Raw genomic sequence first — 15,727 nt, 5'->3', positions numbered from 1 at the left:
CTTAGCTCCTTATTTCAGAAGAGCAGCCATACTCAAATGTTCAGCGATAGGACCCAGCGCCAATGTAGGCAGGAAGGTCAAACCGCCCACCAGCAAAATGGTCACGGTCAGCAGGGTCACGAACAGCGGGCCGTGGGTCGGGAAGCTGTTCTGCCCGATCGGTGCGGTTTTCTTCATCGCCAGGCTGCCGGCCAGGGCCAGGACCGGGAGGATGTAGCCGAAGCGACCGATCAACATGCCCAAGCCCAGCATCAGGTTGTGGAAGGGGGTGTTGGCACCGAAGCCGGCAAAGGCGGAACCGTTGTTGGCGCTGGCCGAGGTGTAGGCGTAGAGCAACTGACTGAATCCGTGAGGCCCAGGGTTGCTCACCGCGGCCACAGGACCAGGCAGGCTGGCGGCAATCGCGCCGAGCACCAACACGCCAATCGGCATGACCATCAACGTCACCACCAGCAACTGCACTTCCCTGGCCTGCAGTTTCTTGCCGAGGTATTCCGGAGTACGGCCGATCATCAGGCCAGCGAGGAACACCGCGATCAGCACGTTGAGCAACATGCCGTAGAGCCCTGCGCCGACGCCGCCGAAGATCACTTCGCCCACCATCATGTTGACCAGCGCCATCATGCCGCTCAGCGGGCTGAGGCTGTCGTGCATGCCGTTCACCGAACCGTTGGACGCGGCCGTGGTGGTCACCGACCACAACACCGTGGCAGTGGTGCCCAGGCGAGCTTCCTTGCCTTCGAGCGGCGCGGTCTGTTCGACGGCGACATTGTTCAGGGCCGGATTCGGCTGGTATTCAGCCCACAGCGAGGTTGCGCCGCCGATCAGGAACAGCGCCAGCATGCAGGCGATGATCGCGCGGCTCTGGCGCAGGTCCTTCACGTAATGGCCGAAGGTGAACACCAGCGCGACGGGGATCAGAATGATCGAGGCCATTTCGAACAGATTGCTCCACGCTGTCGGGTTCTCGAACGGATGCGCCGAGTTCACGCCGAAGAAACCGCCACCGTTGGTGCCCAATTGCTTGATCGCAATCTGACTGGCAGCCGGCCCCAGCGGGATCACCTGGTCAACACCCTGCATCGTCACCGCATTCACGTACTGCGCGAAGGTTTGCGGCACGCCCTGCCAGACCAGATACAGCGCCAGCAGCAGGCACAGCGGCAACAGGCCGTAGAGGGTGGCACGGGTCATATCGACCCAGAAGTTGCCCAGGGTCCGGGTAGATTTGCGGCCGATGCCGCGACACAGCGCGACCAGTACCGCCAGGCCAGTGGCGGCGCTGACGAAGTTCTGCACGGTGAGGCCTGCCATCTGGCTCAAGTAGCTCAGGGAGGCTTCGCCGCTGTAGCCCTGCCAGTTAGTGTTGGTCATGAAGCTGACGGCGGTGTTGAACGCCAGCGTCCACTCCTGTCCCGGCAGGCTCTGCGGGTTCAGTGGCAGGTGGTCCTGGAACAACAGGATCGCGAACAGCAGCAGGAAACCCGCAAAGTTGAAGGCGAGCAAGGCCAGCGCGTACTTCTGCCAGCTCTGTTCGGCCTGCGGATCGACGCCGGCCAGACGATAACAACCGCGCTCGACAGGACCGAGAATCGGCGTCAGCCACGTGCGCTGCCCTTCCATCACCTTGTAGTAGAAGCGCCCGAGAAACGGCGCCGGGACTAATACCAGGGCAAAAAACCCGAGGATCAGCCAATAGTCATAATTGTGCATGGCCACTCCTAGTTCCGGTCCGCGCGCAGCAGCGCAACCAACAGATAAATGAACAGCCCCACTGCCAGCAGCAGCGACACCCCATCCAGAACGCTCATGGAAGTTCTCCGTGTTACGGCGTATTGCCGCGTGTGGAGTCATTGTCGGAAAGGAGGCTGTAAAGGAACGAGACCGAGGGTGCCTGCGGGGCATAAAGAACGCGTAAAGAGTGGGTTTACGCCGGGGTTACAGGGTGCGGAGCGAACTCCAGTGCGGAAAACACCGGAAGTGCCGTACCTGGAGTTCTAATTTGTGTGCGAGAGTAGTGAGAGAAAGCGGCAAGTCGTGGATAATCCGGCCCGATGGGCGCGACGTAACCCAATGGGGTCAAGAATTCTTGCACCTACCCGCTCGTGCCTGCAAGCTACCGCTATTCGCATTACTGAAAAAGGCTGGCCCAACATGCGTATCCTTATTACCGGCGGAGCCGGTTTCATAGGCTCGGCCCTAGTTCGCGAGCTGATTCAACACACCGGGCATGAAGTGCTCAACCTGGACAAACTGACGTATGCTGGCAACCTCGAATCGCTGACCAGCATTGCCAACGACACTCGCTACGAGTTCGTTCAGGCCGATATTGTCGATCAGGCGACCGTCAGTGCGGTGCTCGCGCGTTTCCGCCCTCACGCGATCATGCACCTGGCAGCGGAGTCCCACGTCGATCGTTCCATCGACGGGCCATCGGAATTCATCCAGACCAACATTGTCGGCACCTACAGCCTGCTCGAAGCCGCCCGCGCCTATTGGCAAGCCCTCCCGGAGCCTGAGAAAAGCGCCTTCCGCTTTCATCACATTTCCACTGACGAGGTTTACGGCGACCTGCACGGTGTCGATGATCTGTTCACGGAAACGACGCCCTACGCGCCGAGCTCGCCCTACTCCGCCAGCAAAGCAGCGTCCGACCACCTGGTCCGCGCCTGGCAGCGAACCTATGGCTTGCCGGTGCTGCTGACCAATTGCTCGAACAATTACGGGCCGTTCCACTTCCCCGAGAAACTGATTCCGCTGGTCATCCTCAATGCTCTGGCCGGCAAGCCGCTGCCGGTGTATGGCAATGGCCTGCAAGTGCGCGACTGGCTGTTCGTCGAGGATCACGCCCGGGCACTGCTCAAAGTGGTGACAACCGGTGCCGTTGGCGAGACCTACAACATCGGCGGGCACAACGAACAAAAGAACATCGACGTGGTGCGTGGCATCTGCGCCCTGCTCGAAGAATTGGCACCGCTCAAGCCTGAGGGCGTTGCGCATTACGCCGACCTGATCACGTTCGTCCAGGATCGCCCTGGGCATGACCTGCGCTACGCCATCGACGCCAGCAAGATTGAACGCGAACTGGGCTGGGTGCCCGAAGAGACCTTCGAAACCGGCCTGCGCAAAACCGTTCAATGGTACCTGGACAATATACAATGGTGCCGCCGCGTTCAAGACGGCAGCTATCAGGGCGAACGCCTCGGCGCCATCAATCCCAAGGAGTTGCTCGCATGATGAAAGGTATCGTTTTGGCGGGTGGCTCGGGCACGCGCCTGCACCCGATTACGCTTGGAGTGTCGAAACAGTTGTTGCCGGTCTACGACAAGCCAATGATCTACTATCCGATCTCGGTGCTAATGCTGGCCGGCATCAAGGATATCCTGCTGATCTCCACCCCGCAGGATCTGCCCCAGTATCGCAATCTGCTGGGTGACGGCAGCCAGTTCGGGGTGAATTTCAGCTTTGCCGAGCAACCCTCGCCGGACGGTCTGGCCCAGGCGTTTCTGATTGGCGAAGAGTTCATTGGCGATGACCCTGTGTGCCTGATCCTGGGCGATAACATCTTCCATGGTCAGCACTTTGGCGAACAATTGCAGAGCGCGGCAAAACGCACCCGCGGCGCCACCGTGTTCGGCTACTGGGTCAAGGACCCCGAGCGCTTCGGCGTGATTGATTTCGACAGCGATGGCCGTGCCCTTTCGATCGAAGAAAAACCGAAAGCGCCGAAATCCAGCTATGCCGTTACCGGCCTGTATTTCTACGACAACGATGTGATCGAGATCGCCAAGGCGGTGAAACCTTCGCCTCGTGGCGAGCTGGAAATCACCGACGTCAACAATGCCTATCTGCAACGTGGCGATCTGCAGGTCGAGCGTTTTGGTCGAGGTTTCGCCTGGCTCGACACCGGCACCCACGATAGCTTGCTCGAAGCCTCCCAATACGTGCAAACCATCGAACACCGCCAAGGCCTGAAAGTGGCGTGCCTGGAAGAAATAGCCTATGAAAAGGGCTGGATCGACCGCGAGCAACTACTGGAACGTGCCCAATATTTCGGCAAGACGGGTTATGGCCAGTACCTGGCCAAGTTGGCAGGAGAAGAGTAATGAGTCTGTGTGAGTCCGATTTGCCCTGTGACGAGACTAGGCTGCTCCCATGAAAGTACTCATCACTGGTCGGCATGGTCAGATTTCACACGAGCTGCAACGGCGGCTGGGGGGGGGCGCTGAACTGATCGTATTGGGACGCGATCAGCTCGATTTCGCGCAACCCGATCAGATTCGCCATCAGGTGAAAAACGTGCAGCCCGACCTGATCATCAACGCGGCGGCCCATACAGCGGTTGACCTGGCAGAAAGCGAGCCACAAGCAGCCTTTGCCATCAACGCGATCGCTCCCGGCATCCTCGCCGAAGAGGCGCTGGCTCTCGACATCCCATTGATACATTACTCCACGGACTATGTTTTCGACGGGAGCAAAGCCGGTCCTTATAACGAGGACGACACGCCCCATCCGCTCGGGGTGTACGGCAAGAGCAAGCTGGCTGGTGAACAGGCCATCAGGGACGTGCAAGGCAGACACCTGATACTGCGTACCAGTTGGGTCTATTCAACGCATGGCCATAACTTTCTGCTGACGATGCAACGTTTGCTGCAGGAAAAACCGGAGCTACATGTAGTCGCCGATCAAATCGGAGCACCCACATGGGCTGGTACAGTCGCCAATAGCACACTTGCCCTGATTGAACGCTGGCAGGCGAACGACGTTACCAACTGGGGTACTTATCACCTGACCGCTCAAGGTGAGACCTCCTGGTTCGGCTTCGCCCAGGCGATCGGTGAAGCGCTGCGAAAACAGGGCAAGCCCTGCGCCGACCTGTTACCGATCCCGTCCAGCGACTACCCGACACCCGCAGCCCGACCGCTCAACTCGCGCCTGGATTGCAGTCGCTTGCAGCGCGATTGGGGTGTCAGTCAACCAGACTGGCAAACGGCGTTGCGCGAGTGCCTCACTCAGCAAGCCTGAGCATCAAGCGCTGCCCGTACCTGCATTGAAATACCCAACCTGCGCGTTGCAGCGGTGTTGGGGAGCGGGTATGCGGGCTTGCTCGCGAAAGCCGCATTTACAACAAACGCGCCCCTGACTGACGCACAATATTCGCGCATCCAGTGGCGAACATCCCCGATACGACAGCTTTCAGCCCATTACGACGCGTAATCGTGAAATGGCACGCCCACTGCACTGACCTCCCCTGAGCGTTCCAAACCACTCAGGGAGCAAACCCATGAACACACAACTCAAACCCACGCTGGGCACCTTGCACCTGTGGGGCATTGCGGTCGGGCTGGTGATTTCCGGTGAGTATTTCGGCTGGAGCTATGGCTGGGGCGTAGCCGGGACCCTGGGCTTTCTGGTGACCTCATTCATGGTCGCCACCATGTACACCTGCTTCATCTTCAGTTTCACCGAACTGACCACCGCCATTCCCCACGCCGGAGGTCCCTTTGCCTACAGCCGTCGTGCCTTTGGCGAGAAAGGCGGGTTGATCGCCGGACTGGCGACACTGATCGAATTCGTCTTCGCCCCGCCGGCGATCGCCTTGGCCATCGGCGCCTACCTCAATGTCCAGTTTCCAGCCCTGGCCCCGAAACACGCGGCAGTCGGTGCCTACATCGTATTCATGGGTCTCAACATCCTCGGCGTGAAACTGGCAGCAACCTTCGAACTGGTGGTCTGCGTGCTGGCGGTCGCCGAGTTGCTGGTGTTCATGGGCGTGGTCGCCCCGGCATTCAGTTTCAGCAACTTCGCCCTCAATGGCTGGGCCGGTTCCGATGTATTCGGTGCTCCGGCGATTGCCGGGATGTTCGCGGCGATCCCCTTCGCCATCTGGTTCTTCCTCGCCATCGAAGGCGCAGCCATGGCCGCCGAAGAAGCCAAGGACCCGAAACGCACGATTCCCAAGGCTTACATCAGCGGTATCCTGACCCTGGTGCTGCTGGCGATGGGCGTGATGTTCTTCGCCGGTGGCGTCGGCGACTGGCGCACCCTGTCGAACATCAATGACCCGCTGCCCCAGGCGATGAAAACCGTGGTCGGCGAAAGCTCGGGCTGGTTGCACATGCTGGTGTGGATCGGCCTGTTTGGGCTGGTGGCGAGTTTCCACGGGATCATTCTTGGCTACTCGCGGCAGTTCTTCGCCCTCGCCCGGGCCGGTTACCTGCCGTCCTCCCTGGCCAGATTGTCACGCTTTCAAACCCCGCACCGGGCGATCATCGCCGGCGGCGTGATCGGCATTGCTGCCATCTACAGCGACGGCTTGATCAACCTCGGCGGCATGACGCTGACCGCCGCGATGATCACCATGGCCGTGTTTGGCGCCATCGTGATGTACATCATGAGCATGCTCAGCCTGTTCAAGCTGCGCAAAACCGAGCCGAACCTGGAACGCACCTTCCGCGCCCCCTGCTACCCGCTGGTGCCGTTCATTGCACTGATGCTGGCGGTGGTATGCCTGGTGGCGATGGCCTGGTTCAACACGTTGATCGGCCTGATCTTCCTGGGTTTCATGGCGGCAGGTTTCGTGTACTTCATGCTCACCGCACAACTGCGCGCAGACGCCCCGGCGGATGCGATGCTGACCGGACTGTGAAAGCGTTCGAGTGAACCTTGGACAACAGGCATAGAATGGGGTGATAGCGATGGAACTGCGATGAAACCCCATCACTCAAAACGGTATGCACGATCGGTTGGCGAACCCTCGCCGACCGCCTGCTTTTCAAGGAGAGTCCTATGCCCTGGTATGCCTGGTTGATTCTGGTCGTTGCCATCGGCTCGATCGTTGGTGGCCTGATGCTGCTGCGCGACACCGCCAACAAGGTCGAACTGACCGAAGAGCAACGCAAGCGCGTCGCCGAACGCAATGCGGAAATGGACGCCAAGGAAGCGCAGGACCGCTGACTGAAAACCCCGCCTTGGAAAGCGGGGTTTGTTTTTGCGTGGAAACGCCCGAAATCACGCCGCTTTGCACCCATATCGAAGCATCTGCATGTTTATTAGAAGTAGAAGTACAGTCACCATGCAATTTTCATTGGTTAATATGGCGCATTGATGCGGAGATATCAGATGCGTTACTCGCAGGACCATAAAGCCCAGACCCACCAACGCATTATCAAGGAAGCTTCAGCGCGATTCCGACGCGACGGTATCGGCGCGACCGGGCTGCAACCCCTGATGAAAGCACTGGGCCTGACTCACGGTGGCTTTTACTCGCACTTCAAGTCCAAAGACGAACTGGTAGAGAAAGCCTTGCAGGAGGCCGGTGCACAAGTCGACGAGCTGTGTGCGCAAATCTTCGCCGAGGAACAGCCACTCAAAGCCTTCATCGACGCTTACCTGTCCGAATGGCATCAAACCTCTCCCCACGAAGGCTGCCCACTGCTGACCATTTCTTCGGAACTGGGGCTGCGTGGTCAACCGAGTCCGACCAGCGACGTCGTGCTCCAGGCGCGACTCGATCAGATCCAGCATACCCTTGAGGGTGAGCGCACCGCCGAGCGCAGCATCGTCATCATGTCTACGCTGGTCGGCGCCTTGCTGTTATCGCGCAGCGTGGCCGACGTCGGGTTTGCCCAACGGATTCTCGACATCGCACGCGAACACCTCAAGCACTCGCAGGATTAACCCTGCCAACGCTTGAACAGTACACTGGCATTGACCCCACCAAATCCGAAGCCGTTGGACAACGCATACTCGATGGCCATTGGCCGCGCTTTGCCATGAACGATATCCACTCCTTCAGTGGCAGGGTCCGGGTTCTCGAAATTGAGTGTCGCTGGTGCAACCTGGTCACGGATCGCCAGCAGCGTGAAGATCGCCTCGATTCCCCCTGCTGCACCGAGCAAATGCCCGGTCGCCGACTTGGTCGATGTCACGGCAATACCATTTTGCGCACCGAACAACGCCTTGATCGCCGCCAGTTCACCCAGATCCCCCACCGGAGTCGAGGTTGCATGAGCATTCAGATGCTGAACCTGAGCCGGAGAAACACCAGCCTGAGCCAATGCCAACGACATCGCCCGCCGCGCACCGTTGCCGTCCTCGGGACCGGCGGTCAGGTGATAGGCATCGGCGCTGGTGCCGTAGCCGACGAGCTCCGCCAAGGGCTGGGCGCCCCGGGCCAGCGCATGGTCCAGAGACTCGATGACCAGCAGCCCGGCCCCTTCTCCCATGACAAAACCATCGCGACCACTGTCGAAAGGTCGCGAAGCGCGTTCAGGCGTGTCGTTGTAAGCGCTGGACAAGGCGCGAGCAGCCGCAAACCCGGCCAGGCTGACCCGATCGATCGCTGCCTCTGCACCGCCGCACACCGCGATGTCCGCCTCACCCGTACGAATCAGCCGCGCTGCGTCGCCAATCGCCTGAACGCCGGCAGCGCATGCCGTGACCGGTGCACCCAATGGCCCCTTGAAGCCATGCTGGATCGACACATGACCTGCCGCGAGGTTGACCAGGAATGAAGGGATGGTGAATGGAGACAAACGTCTCGGCCCACGACTATCGGTGGTGCGCACCGCGTCGGCGATCGCGCCGAAACCACCCACACCTGAACCGATGATGGTGGCCGTGCGCTCCTGGGCATTGGCATCCAGCGCTTGCCAGCCGGCTTGCTCCAGTGCCTGACGCGCCGCTTCCATGGCGAACAAAATGAAGCGGTCCATCTTCTTCTGTTCCTTGGGCGGGGTTGCCCGGTCCGGATCGAACCCCGCCTCCGGATCATCCGCCAGCGCGGGCACTGCACCGCCGACCTTGGCCGGCAGATCGGCAACCACCTCTTGCGGTAAATTGCGCAGTCCGGAACGACCGGCCAACAGCCGCGCCCAGACAGCTTCGACACCGCTTCCCAGCGGCGACACCAGGCCCATGCCAGTTACAACCACTCGACGATCACTCATACCAGACACACCTCAAGCCGATTGATGACGCTTACCGATAACGGGCAGCGGCCTTGCTTTTGGAAAGATTGGGCGCCATCACATGACGCGCCGCCACGAACGCATCCCAATCCGCCGCATCGGGCAACGAAGGAATAGTGATCAACTCACCCTGATCCAGACCCGACAACGCAGCATCGACCATCTCTCCTGCTTCCATCACCATTTCCGCGGGAATTTGCGAAGCATCGATACCGGAGCGCTCCCAGATCTCGGTTCGTGTCACACCGGGCAGCACCGCCTGGATCTTCACGCCGGTACCATTCAGCTCGGCGTTCAATGATTGAGTCAAGCTCAATACATAGGCCTTGCTGGCGCTGTAAGTCGCATTGAAACGCTCGGGAAACAATGCCACTACCGATGCGATATTGATGATCATGCCGCGCCCGGCCTTGGCAAAGCTGGCCGCTGCCGCCGAGGCTAACCGCGTAACCGCCGTGATGTTGAGTTGAATCAAGCGCTCGAGTTGGTCCATATCGGCATTGGCCAACAAACCATCCGCCGCCACACCTGCGTTATTGAGTAGCAGGCTGATGCTCGAATCACTACGCAGACGCTGCTCGAGCTTGAGTATGTCCTCCTTTTGAGTCAGGTCCGCTTTAAGCACCTCTACCCGAACACCATGCTCGGCGCGCAGTGTGCTGGCTGCGGACTCCAATCGATCCTGATCGCGGGCAACCAGCAACAGATCAAAACCGCGTGCCGCCAAACGTTCGGCGTAAACCGCCCCGATACCGGACGAAGCACCGGTGATGAGGGCCATACCTGGGGACTGAACAGAATTCATGGCAGTGCTCCTGAGAAACGCAAAGAAAAAACCAGCGCCTGTGTTTCAGGACGCGGTGTCGAAAGGCCAGTTTATTATAGGCATAATCCAACAAATACATGATAGTCGTAATTTTTTACTGCTGACAAAGGGTCAGTCTCATTGATCGGGGTTAGGAACAGTGAAGGCCCGCAGTGCTCCCATTGCCAGAATGCAAAAAGGCCGGTCAATGACCGGCCCCTTGGCGTTGATTTATAAGCTTAGTTCACCTCAAGCTTCTCGCGGTTTCTATCGAGAATGGCTTTGCCGATACCCTTGACCTCAAGCAGTTCGTCAATTGAAGCAAATGGCCCATTAACCTCACGATACGCAACAATCGCTTTCGCCTTGGCCTCGCCCACACCGGACAGTTCGCGGTGCAATGTCGCTGCATCCGCCGCATTGAGGTTGATTTTGCCGGACTGCTCTTTCTCTGAAGCTTCCATCACCACAGGAGGGTTTCCGGCTTCCTGTTTAACTGCAGGTGCAGCTACGACGGCAATTGAAGTGCTGGTCAGCAGGGCAAAAACGAGAGAGTAGAAATAGCCAGTACGCATAAATGACGCTCCATGACATCGATTGAGAAAGCAGCTTTTCCGAAGCTGCCCTCAAAACTTAGGTGATGTCTGGAGCGTGTCAAAAATGTGTCCGTTACAGCATGTGAAACAATCAGGGCTCGAGGCGACGCTGCTGATAGATCCAGTCGACAATCTCGCCGTCGGGGGTATAGCCGCTGACGGTTTCGCGCAGGAGCTGGCGGACGCAGGAGTAGTCATCCTGCTCAACTGCGGCCAGCAATTCCGCCAGCTTGACTTTGAGAACCTCCCAGGAAAGGTAGTCCTCAGTAGCGGTCATGATCATTGGATGAGGAGTTGCTGCTACGTTGTCGCCGATCAACAGCTCTTCATACAGCTTTTCACCAGGGCGAAGTCCTGTGAACTCAATAGAGATATCTCCATGCGGATTTCTCTCCGAGCGCACACTGAGACCGGACAGGTGGATCATTTTTTCCGCCAACTCGACAATCTTTACCGGCTCGCCCATGTCCAGAACGAAAACGTCCCCGCCTTGCCCCATTGAGCCTGCTTGAATCACAAGCTGGGCCGCCTCGGGGATCGTCATGAAATAGCGAGTGATCTTCGGATGCGTAACCGTCAGTGGGCCACCGAGTTGAATCTGCTTGTGAAATAGCGGGATGACTGACCCCGAAGAGCCCAGGACGTTGCCGAATCGAACCATCGTAAATCGGGTTTTATTGACCCGCGAAACATTCGAAGCGTCCCCAAACAAAACAGGTGCCAACTCCTGGCTCAATGCCTGGAGCGTCATCTCAGCCAAACGCTTGGTGCTACCCATGACGTTGGTTGGCCGTACTGCCTTGTCCGTTGAGATGAGTACAAAATTGGCAACATTGGACTGCAACGCAGCCTGCGCAGTATTCAGCGTACCAATGACGTTGTTGAGTACCCCTTCGGCGATGTTGTGCTCAACCATCGGGACATGCTTGTAAGCTGCAGCGTGGTAAACCGTATCGACACGCCACGTCTTCATCACGTCCAGCAGCTTTTCCTGATTACGGACAGACCCTAGGATCGGCAGCAACTTTACAGGTAAAGACTCGCGTGCAACCCGCTGCTCCAATTCGGACATAATGCTGTAAAGATTGAACTCACTATGCTCAAACAACAAAAGCGTAGTGGGTCGCAGTACCAGTATCTGGCGGCAAAGCTCAGAACCGATCGACCCACCTGCCCCCGTCACCAGCACGACCTGGCCCCTGATGCAGTGCTCGAGCAAATCGCCTTGCGCAGGCACGGCATCGCGCCCGAGCAGGTCAGCAATATCCACTTCCTGGATGTCGTCTACTTTTACACGCCCACTCGCCAGATCCATAAAGCCGGGAACGCTTCGGACATGCAGCGGAAAGCCCTCCAGGTAGGCCAATATTTCACGACGACGCCCGCGATTCGCGGACGGGATGGCCAAAAGGATTTCCTGAGCCCCGGTAACATCGATCATCTTCTCGATATGCTTGGGTTCGTAAACATGCAATCCCGAAATGACCCGGTCAGAAATACTGGTGTCATCATCGATAAACGCGACAGGTCGCATCAATCGTCCCATGCGAAGCGCCGCTACCAGCTGATTTCCAGCGGCTCCTGCCCCGTAGATCGCGACCCTCGGCAACCCTTTGTCTCTATTCGTAAACGGGACATGCTGGGCAGCCGTAAACCAATCGCCAAGAAAATACTGGCGCATTGCTAGTCGCAACCCGCCAATCATCAATAAGCTGAGCCACCAATAGTTAAAAATGATCGAGCGGGGAATCACAACCTGATGATTGCTATACCAATAAACCACGAGCCCGAGAATCAGCGACGAGAGACTAACCGCCTTCACGATTTCAATCAGTGCGTCGTTTCCGAAGTAGCGTAAAACCGCACGATACAATCCGAAGCGAATGAACAGCGGAATCGCGACAATCGGTGCACACAGGAACAACCAGGTGTGCGCCTGTAGCGGATTTACGATCTCGTCAATACCCAAGCGAACGACGAATGCCAACCAAAGCGCAGCCCAGACCAGAAAAATATCGGTCGCAACTTGCATCAGCCTTTTTTGCCGCCGCGGAAGTTGCAGTAGCCATTGGCGAAGCATCTCAATATCCTTTTCAAATAAAGCAAACGACAAGCTTAAAGCTCAAGCGTGTTTATCTCAAACAACTTCAAGCGACACATCACACTTCGCGCTGACCAGCTTTGAATCGCAATGCCAGCACAAGCAAGGGTGCATAAGCTACCAACAATCCAACGACACCATCCAGCAGGCCTATCGCCACCAGTATGGCAATTGGCAACAGCCAAACAACATTTATGCCGGTTACCGAAAGCGTTACAGGTAAATGGCTGCCGTATTGTCGCGACGCGTACTGATAAGAGTGACTGCGATGCGCCTCGTAGACCTTGTCGCCTCTAATCAGTCGAACGAAAAGCGTGCATGTCGCGTCGACAATGAATGCTCCCAGGAGAATCAGCCATCCCCAGAACAAGGCTGGGTTTACCCACGCTGCTTGCAATGACAGAAAACCCAGCGTTATGCCCAGGAATCCGCTGCCGGCATCGCCCATGAAAATTCGAGCTGGAGGGAAATTCCAATACAAGAAACCGGCAACAGCCAGCGCGAGCGCCACCGGCCCCCACACAGAACCGGGATTTCCTGAAACGACGTACAGCAGAGCTCCACCCAGGCAAACAAAAATGGCTTCCATACTCGCCAACCCATCGATCCCGTCCATAAAGTTGTACAGGTTCAACAACCAGACCAGATAAAAGCTTCCAAACAAATACGCCGCCCACCCTAGATCAATGGCCATGCCGAACAGGTGTAACGCCGGCATTCCATTGAAAATCACCATCCCGATGATTGCCGAGGAAAAATGACCGAGTAGTCTCCAACGTGCCGGGATGTGACCATGATCGTCGAGAAAACCAATGATCGCGACAAGCCCCCCGGGCACCAGGACAGCCAAGGCAACGGACCATTGAATCAGTTCAGTCACAGCAAGAAAAATTGCACTCAAAAGGAAGGAAACCACGATCGCGACCCCTCCTCCCCTGGGAGTGGGTAACACGTGGGAGCTCCGCGCGTTTGGGACATCAATAAGGCTATTGGACAATGCATATCGACGTAGAACAGCAGTGCCTACCAGAGCGCCAAAAAACGCCAAAGGTAAAATCCAATATAAACTCGTCATCAGTGATGTTCCAAAAATTCTTTGGCTGTTTTGTCAAGAGCGTCTTCGACTGATACTGCTGGGTACCATCCAAGAAGATGCCGGGTCTTTTGTATGTCTACTTGTAGTGATCCACACAAGCGCTGGGAAAGTGATCGACGTCCCAAGGCAACAGCACAAAATGCCAACATCTTTGCAGGAACCGGAACCAGCCGACTCTTGACCCCTAACGCCTTGGCAGTACGTTGTAATAATTCAGTTGTAGACAAATCTATGCCATCACTGACCAAAAATGTTTGTCCAGCGGCATTGGGGTGCTCAATGCAAACCATAATCAAACTGACGAGATTGTCGAGTGAAACCAGACTTCGTTTGTTATGAATAGAACCAAATGGCAGCGGAATACCCTTTTTGAGCCAAGTCATCATATTTCTAAAATTAGCTTTTACACCTGGGCCATAAACCAGGGTAGGCCGAATGATGACAACCTCCATACCAGTTTCTTTCGAAATAACACGCAACGCGTCTTCGGCTTCTTTTTTGGAAACACCATAGGCATCGGATGGGGCAGGCTTATCGTCAGCGGTAAACGGCTTATCGAAATCTGTCTGCTCCCCATTTACCTTTATGGAACTGATGAAAATAAAACGCTTAACTCCCGCTGCGGCAGCCTGCCGAGCAAGATTGACTGTGCCTTCAACATTAACTTTCCTGAACTCGGCTAACGCATCCTGTTCGACTTCCTTCATCACGTGAACCCGCGCGGCAGCATGAACAACCACTGCGGTGTCCATTACTCCAGCACTCCAATCAGTTGCAGAGGATATATCCGAAACCGAGAACACTGACGAAGAAAGTTTTTGGCCATCTTTTTTTGAACGTACGACAGCCACTGGAGAATATCGCCCAACTTTATCCAGTGCGCTCACCACCGCGGATCCGACAAAGCCACTTGCCCCGGTAACTACGATACGCAGGGGAACCTGAACTGAATCAATAGTCAATTAAAAAACCTCTTATATTCGTTAATCAACAGTTCAGAGCAGGTATTCGCACTGAATTCGGTAATGGCCCGCACTCTCGCAGCCTCCCCCATCGCCTCCAACAATCGAGCATCACTCAATATCGAAACAATGGCTTGCTTGAGTGAAGCAGGATCCCTGACAGGAACCAAAATTCCTGTCTCACCATTTACTATCGCGTCAGACAAACCGTAAATATCAGTACCTACCGTTGGGGTTCCCATGGCCGCAGCCTCAATGACAACAGTACCGAAGCCTTCGCGATAACTGGGTAGACATAGCAAGTCCGCCAGAGCCATATACTTTTCAGGCTCATTTGAATAACCGACAACTTTGAGGTTACGACTCAATTCATCCGTAGAGGCGTTAGCGAAAATATTTTCGGCATCGGCTTCAAATGGCCCTACCAGAATGAGAAACACACTTTTATCGGCACGTACAATTTCACCAAATGCTGACAAAAGTTCTCTGACCCCTTTGTCTGGCGTTATTCTCCCGACAAACAAAAGTATTTTACTATCCTCTGGAATGCCAAGCCCACTCCGCAAATCGGTCAACTCATCCACGCTATAACGAGAAGAATCAAACCGTTCAAGATTTATGCCTGCCAACGATCCACTTCCAAGAACGGAAATTTTTTCAGCTTTTATTACACCGCTGGAAACAAGAAAATTCTTTTGACTTATACTATCGGCATAACAATGTGTATTCAGCAAACCTATAATCTTGTCGCAAAATTTCAGTATTAACTTTTTGGCTCCACCCATCGTTACCCAAGGCTGCCCGGTAAATGTATGCAAACGAACTTCAGTCCCCGAAAGAAAACCTGCAATTGCACAAAGCAATCCAGCCTTCGGCGTTGTAGAATGAACCACATTGAATTTTTTGTTTCTGAAAACCTTAACCAGTGATATCAAACTCAAAAAGTCCTTTACGGGATTTATCTTACGCTCAATATTGACTGGTATATAATTCGTACTTTCCGCAAGCTGACTACTCATTTCATCATAACTAGCAATAACAGTAACCGCTGCACCAGAAGCAGCCAACGCATCAATCTGCGCTTTCAATTGAGTTAGAACAAAAAAAGGAACTGTTGAAACTCGAGCAATTTTTAAACTTTTATCCTGCACTATAACCCCCCCCCCTTAACACCTTGGCTACGTCCATCACCCCG

15 protein-coding genes are annotated in these 15,727 nt (G+C 56.0%); 6 read left to right on the top strand and 9 right to left on the bottom strand.

Annotated features, from left to right (window positions below; genetic code table 11):
• Positions 1-9: 9 nt before the first annotated feature.
• Together kdpA and kdpF are read right to left on the bottom strand one after the other, a co-directional pair.
• Entirely contained in the window at positions 10-1,713 is a 1,704-nt protein-coding gene (gene kdpA / locus ACM6IT_RS05335; protein WP_223541085.1) for a potassium-transporting ATPase subunit KdpA, read from the bottom strand.
• 8 nt (positions 1,714-1,721) lie between these two features.
• Positions 1,722-1,811: a K(+)-transporting ATPase subunit F gene (gene kdpF, locus ACM6IT_RS05330; RefSeq protein ID WP_007899818.1), complete on the bottom strand. Its 90-nt coding sequence runs from the start codon at positions 1,809-1,811 to the stop codon at positions 1,722-1,724.
• A gap of 343 nt (positions 1,812-2,154) precedes the next feature.
• Between kdpF and rfbB the strand changes: the two genes are divergently transcribed.
• From rfbB to ACM6IT_RS05300, 6 genes are all read left to right on the top strand, one after another.
• Positions 2,155-3,237 carry a dTDP-glucose 4,6-dehydratase gene (gene rfbB / locus ACM6IT_RS05325; RefSeq protein ID WP_414917655.1) on the top strand — a complete coding sequence of 361 codons (1,083 nt, stop codon included), beginning with the start codon at positions 2,155-2,157 and terminating at the stop codon, positions 3,235-3,237.
• Positions 3,234-4,106 (top strand): glucose-1-phosphate thymidylyltransferase RfbA, encoded by an 873-nt coding sequence (rfbA, locus tag ACM6IT_RS05320; protein WP_414917654.1) that lies wholly within the window; start codon positions 3,234-3,236, stop codon positions 4,104-4,106. Before rfbB ends, rfbA begins: the two co-directional genes overlap by 4 nt.
• Positions 4,107-4,155: 49 nt before the next feature.
• Positions 4,156-5,025: a dTDP-4-dehydrorhamnose reductase gene (gene rfbD, locus ACM6IT_RS05315; RefSeq protein ID WP_414917653.1), complete on the top strand. Its 870-nt coding sequence runs from the start codon at positions 4,156-4,158 to the stop codon at positions 5,023-5,025.
• Between the two features lie 259 nt (positions 5,026-5,284).
• Entirely contained in the window at positions 5,285-6,649 is a 1,365-nt protein-coding gene (gene eat / locus ACM6IT_RS05310) for an ethanolamine permease (protein WP_414917652.1), read from the top strand.
• 140 nt (positions 6,650-6,789) lie between these two features.
• Positions 6,790-6,957, top strand: coding sequence for a DUF2897 family protein (locus ACM6IT_RS05305; RefSeq protein ID WP_007985427.1), 168 nt, complete (start codon positions 6,790-6,792; stop codon positions 6,955-6,957).
• 165 nt (positions 6,958-7,122) lie between these two features.
• Positions 7,123-7,680 carry a TetR/AcrR family transcriptional regulator gene (locus ACM6IT_RS05300; RefSeq protein WP_056727139.1) on the top strand — a complete coding sequence of 186 codons (558 nt, stop codon included), beginning with the start codon at positions 7,123-7,125 and terminating at the stop codon, positions 7,678-7,680.
• Here the strand turns inward: ACM6IT_RS05300 and fabF are convergent.
• From fabF to ACM6IT_RS05265, 7 genes are all read right to left on the bottom strand, one after another.
• Positions 7,677-8,951: a beta-ketoacyl-ACP synthase II gene (gene fabF, locus ACM6IT_RS05295; protein ID WP_056727140.1), complete on the bottom strand. Its 1,275-nt coding sequence runs from the start codon at positions 8,949-8,951 to the stop codon at positions 7,677-7,679. The genes ACM6IT_RS05300 and fabF overlap by 4 nt on opposite strands.
• 31 nt (positions 8,952-8,982) lie before the next feature.
• The gene (locus ACM6IT_RS05290) at positions 8,983-9,777 is read right to left on the bottom strand and encodes an SDR family NAD(P)-dependent oxidoreductase (RefSeq protein WP_414917651.1); all 795 of its coding nucleotides are present in this window, start codon (positions 9,775-9,777) and stop codon (positions 8,983-8,985) included.
• A 239-nt stretch (positions 9,778-10,016) separates the two neighbouring features.
• Entirely contained in the window at positions 10,017-10,352 is a 336-nt protein-coding gene (locus tag ACM6IT_RS05285) for a ComEA family DNA-binding protein (RefSeq protein WP_414917650.1), read from the bottom strand.
• Between the two features lie 112 nt (positions 10,353-10,464).
• Positions 10,465-12,453, bottom strand: a complete 1,989-nt coding sequence (locus ACM6IT_RS05280; RefSeq protein ID WP_414917662.1) for a polysaccharide biosynthesis protein — start codon at positions 12,451-12,453, stop codon at positions 10,465-10,467.
• A gap of 79 nt (positions 12,454-12,532) precedes the next feature.
• On the bottom strand, positions 12,533-13,549 hold the full coding sequence (locus ACM6IT_RS05275; protein WP_414917649.1) for an MraY family glycosyltransferase: 1,017 nt from the start codon (positions 13,547-13,549) through the stop codon (positions 12,533-12,535).
• Positions 13,549-14,532, bottom strand: coding sequence for a UDP-glucose 4-epimerase family protein (locus ACM6IT_RS05270; RefSeq protein ID WP_414917648.1), 984 nt, complete (start codon positions 14,530-14,532; stop codon positions 13,549-13,551). Before ACM6IT_RS05270 ends, ACM6IT_RS05275 begins: the two co-directional genes overlap by 1 nt.
• Positions 14,529-15,683: a glycosyltransferase family 4 protein gene (locus tag ACM6IT_RS05265; RefSeq protein ID WP_414917647.1), complete on the bottom strand. Its 1,155-nt coding sequence runs from the start codon at positions 15,681-15,683 to the stop codon at positions 14,529-14,531. Before ACM6IT_RS05265 ends, ACM6IT_RS05270 begins: the two co-directional genes overlap by 4 nt.
• Between the last annotated feature and the right edge of the window lie 44 nt (positions 15,684-15,727).

This window comes from Pseudomonas sp. IT-P4 (genome assembly GCF_949767755.1).
Classification (GTDB): domain Bacteria; phylum Pseudomonadota; class Gammaproteobacteria; order Pseudomonadales; family Pseudomonadaceae; genus Aquipseudomonas; species Aquipseudomonas monachiensis.
Note: the sequence above shows the minus strand (reverse complement) of the source record. Positions and strands in the feature narration are given on the sequence as shown.

Bases quoted from the DNA above. Each gene is read 5' to 3' on its own strand.
- ACM6IT_RS05305 (WP_007985427.1), top strand. From the start codon at position 6,790: ATGCCCTGGTATGCCTGGTTGATTCTGGTCGTTGCCATCGGCTCGATC.
- ACM6IT_RS05275 (WP_414917649.1), bottom strand. From the start codon at position 13,549: ATGACGAGTTTATATTGGATTTTACCTTTGGCGTTTTTTGGCGCTCTG.
- kdpF (WP_007899818.1), bottom strand. From the start codon at position 1,811: ATGAGCGTTCTGGATGGGGTGTCGCTGCTGCTGGCAGTGGGGCTGTTC.
- rfbA (WP_414917654.1), top strand. From the start codon at position 3,234: ATGATGAAAGGTATCGTTTTGGCGGGTGGCTCGGGCACGCGCCTGCAC.
- ACM6IT_RS05300 (WP_056727139.1), top strand. From the start codon at position 7,123: ATGCGTTACTCGCAGGACCATAAAGCCCAGACCCACCAACGCATTATC.
- kdpA (WP_223541085.1), bottom strand. From the start codon at position 1,713: ATGCACAATTATGACTATTGGCTGATCCTCGGGTTTTTTGCCCTGGTA.
- rfbD (WP_414917653.1), top strand. From the start codon at position 4,156: ATGAAAGTACTCATCACTGGTCGGCATGGTCAGATTTCACACGAGCTG.
- ACM6IT_RS05280 (WP_414917662.1), bottom strand. From the start codon at position 12,453: ATGCTTCGCCAATGGCTACTGCAACTTCCGCGGCGGCAAAAAAGGCTG.
- fabF (WP_056727140.1), bottom strand. From the start codon at position 8,951: ATGAGTGATCGTCGAGTGGTTGTAACTGGCATGGGCCTGGTGTCGCCG.
- ACM6IT_RS05290 (WP_414917651.1), bottom strand. From the start codon at position 9,777: ATGAATTCTGTTCAGTCCCCAGGTATGGCCCTCATCACCGGTGCTTCG.
- rfbB (WP_414917655.1), top strand. From the start codon at position 2,155: ATGCGTATCCTTATTACCGGCGGAGCCGGTTTCATAGGCTCGGCCCTA.
- eat (WP_414917652.1), top strand. From the start codon at position 5,285: ATGAACACACAACTCAAACCCACGCTGGGCACCTTGCACCTGTGGGGC.
- ACM6IT_RS05285 (WP_414917650.1), bottom strand. From the start codon at position 10,352: ATGCGTACTGGCTATTTCTACTCTCTCGTTTTTGCCCTGCTGACCAGC.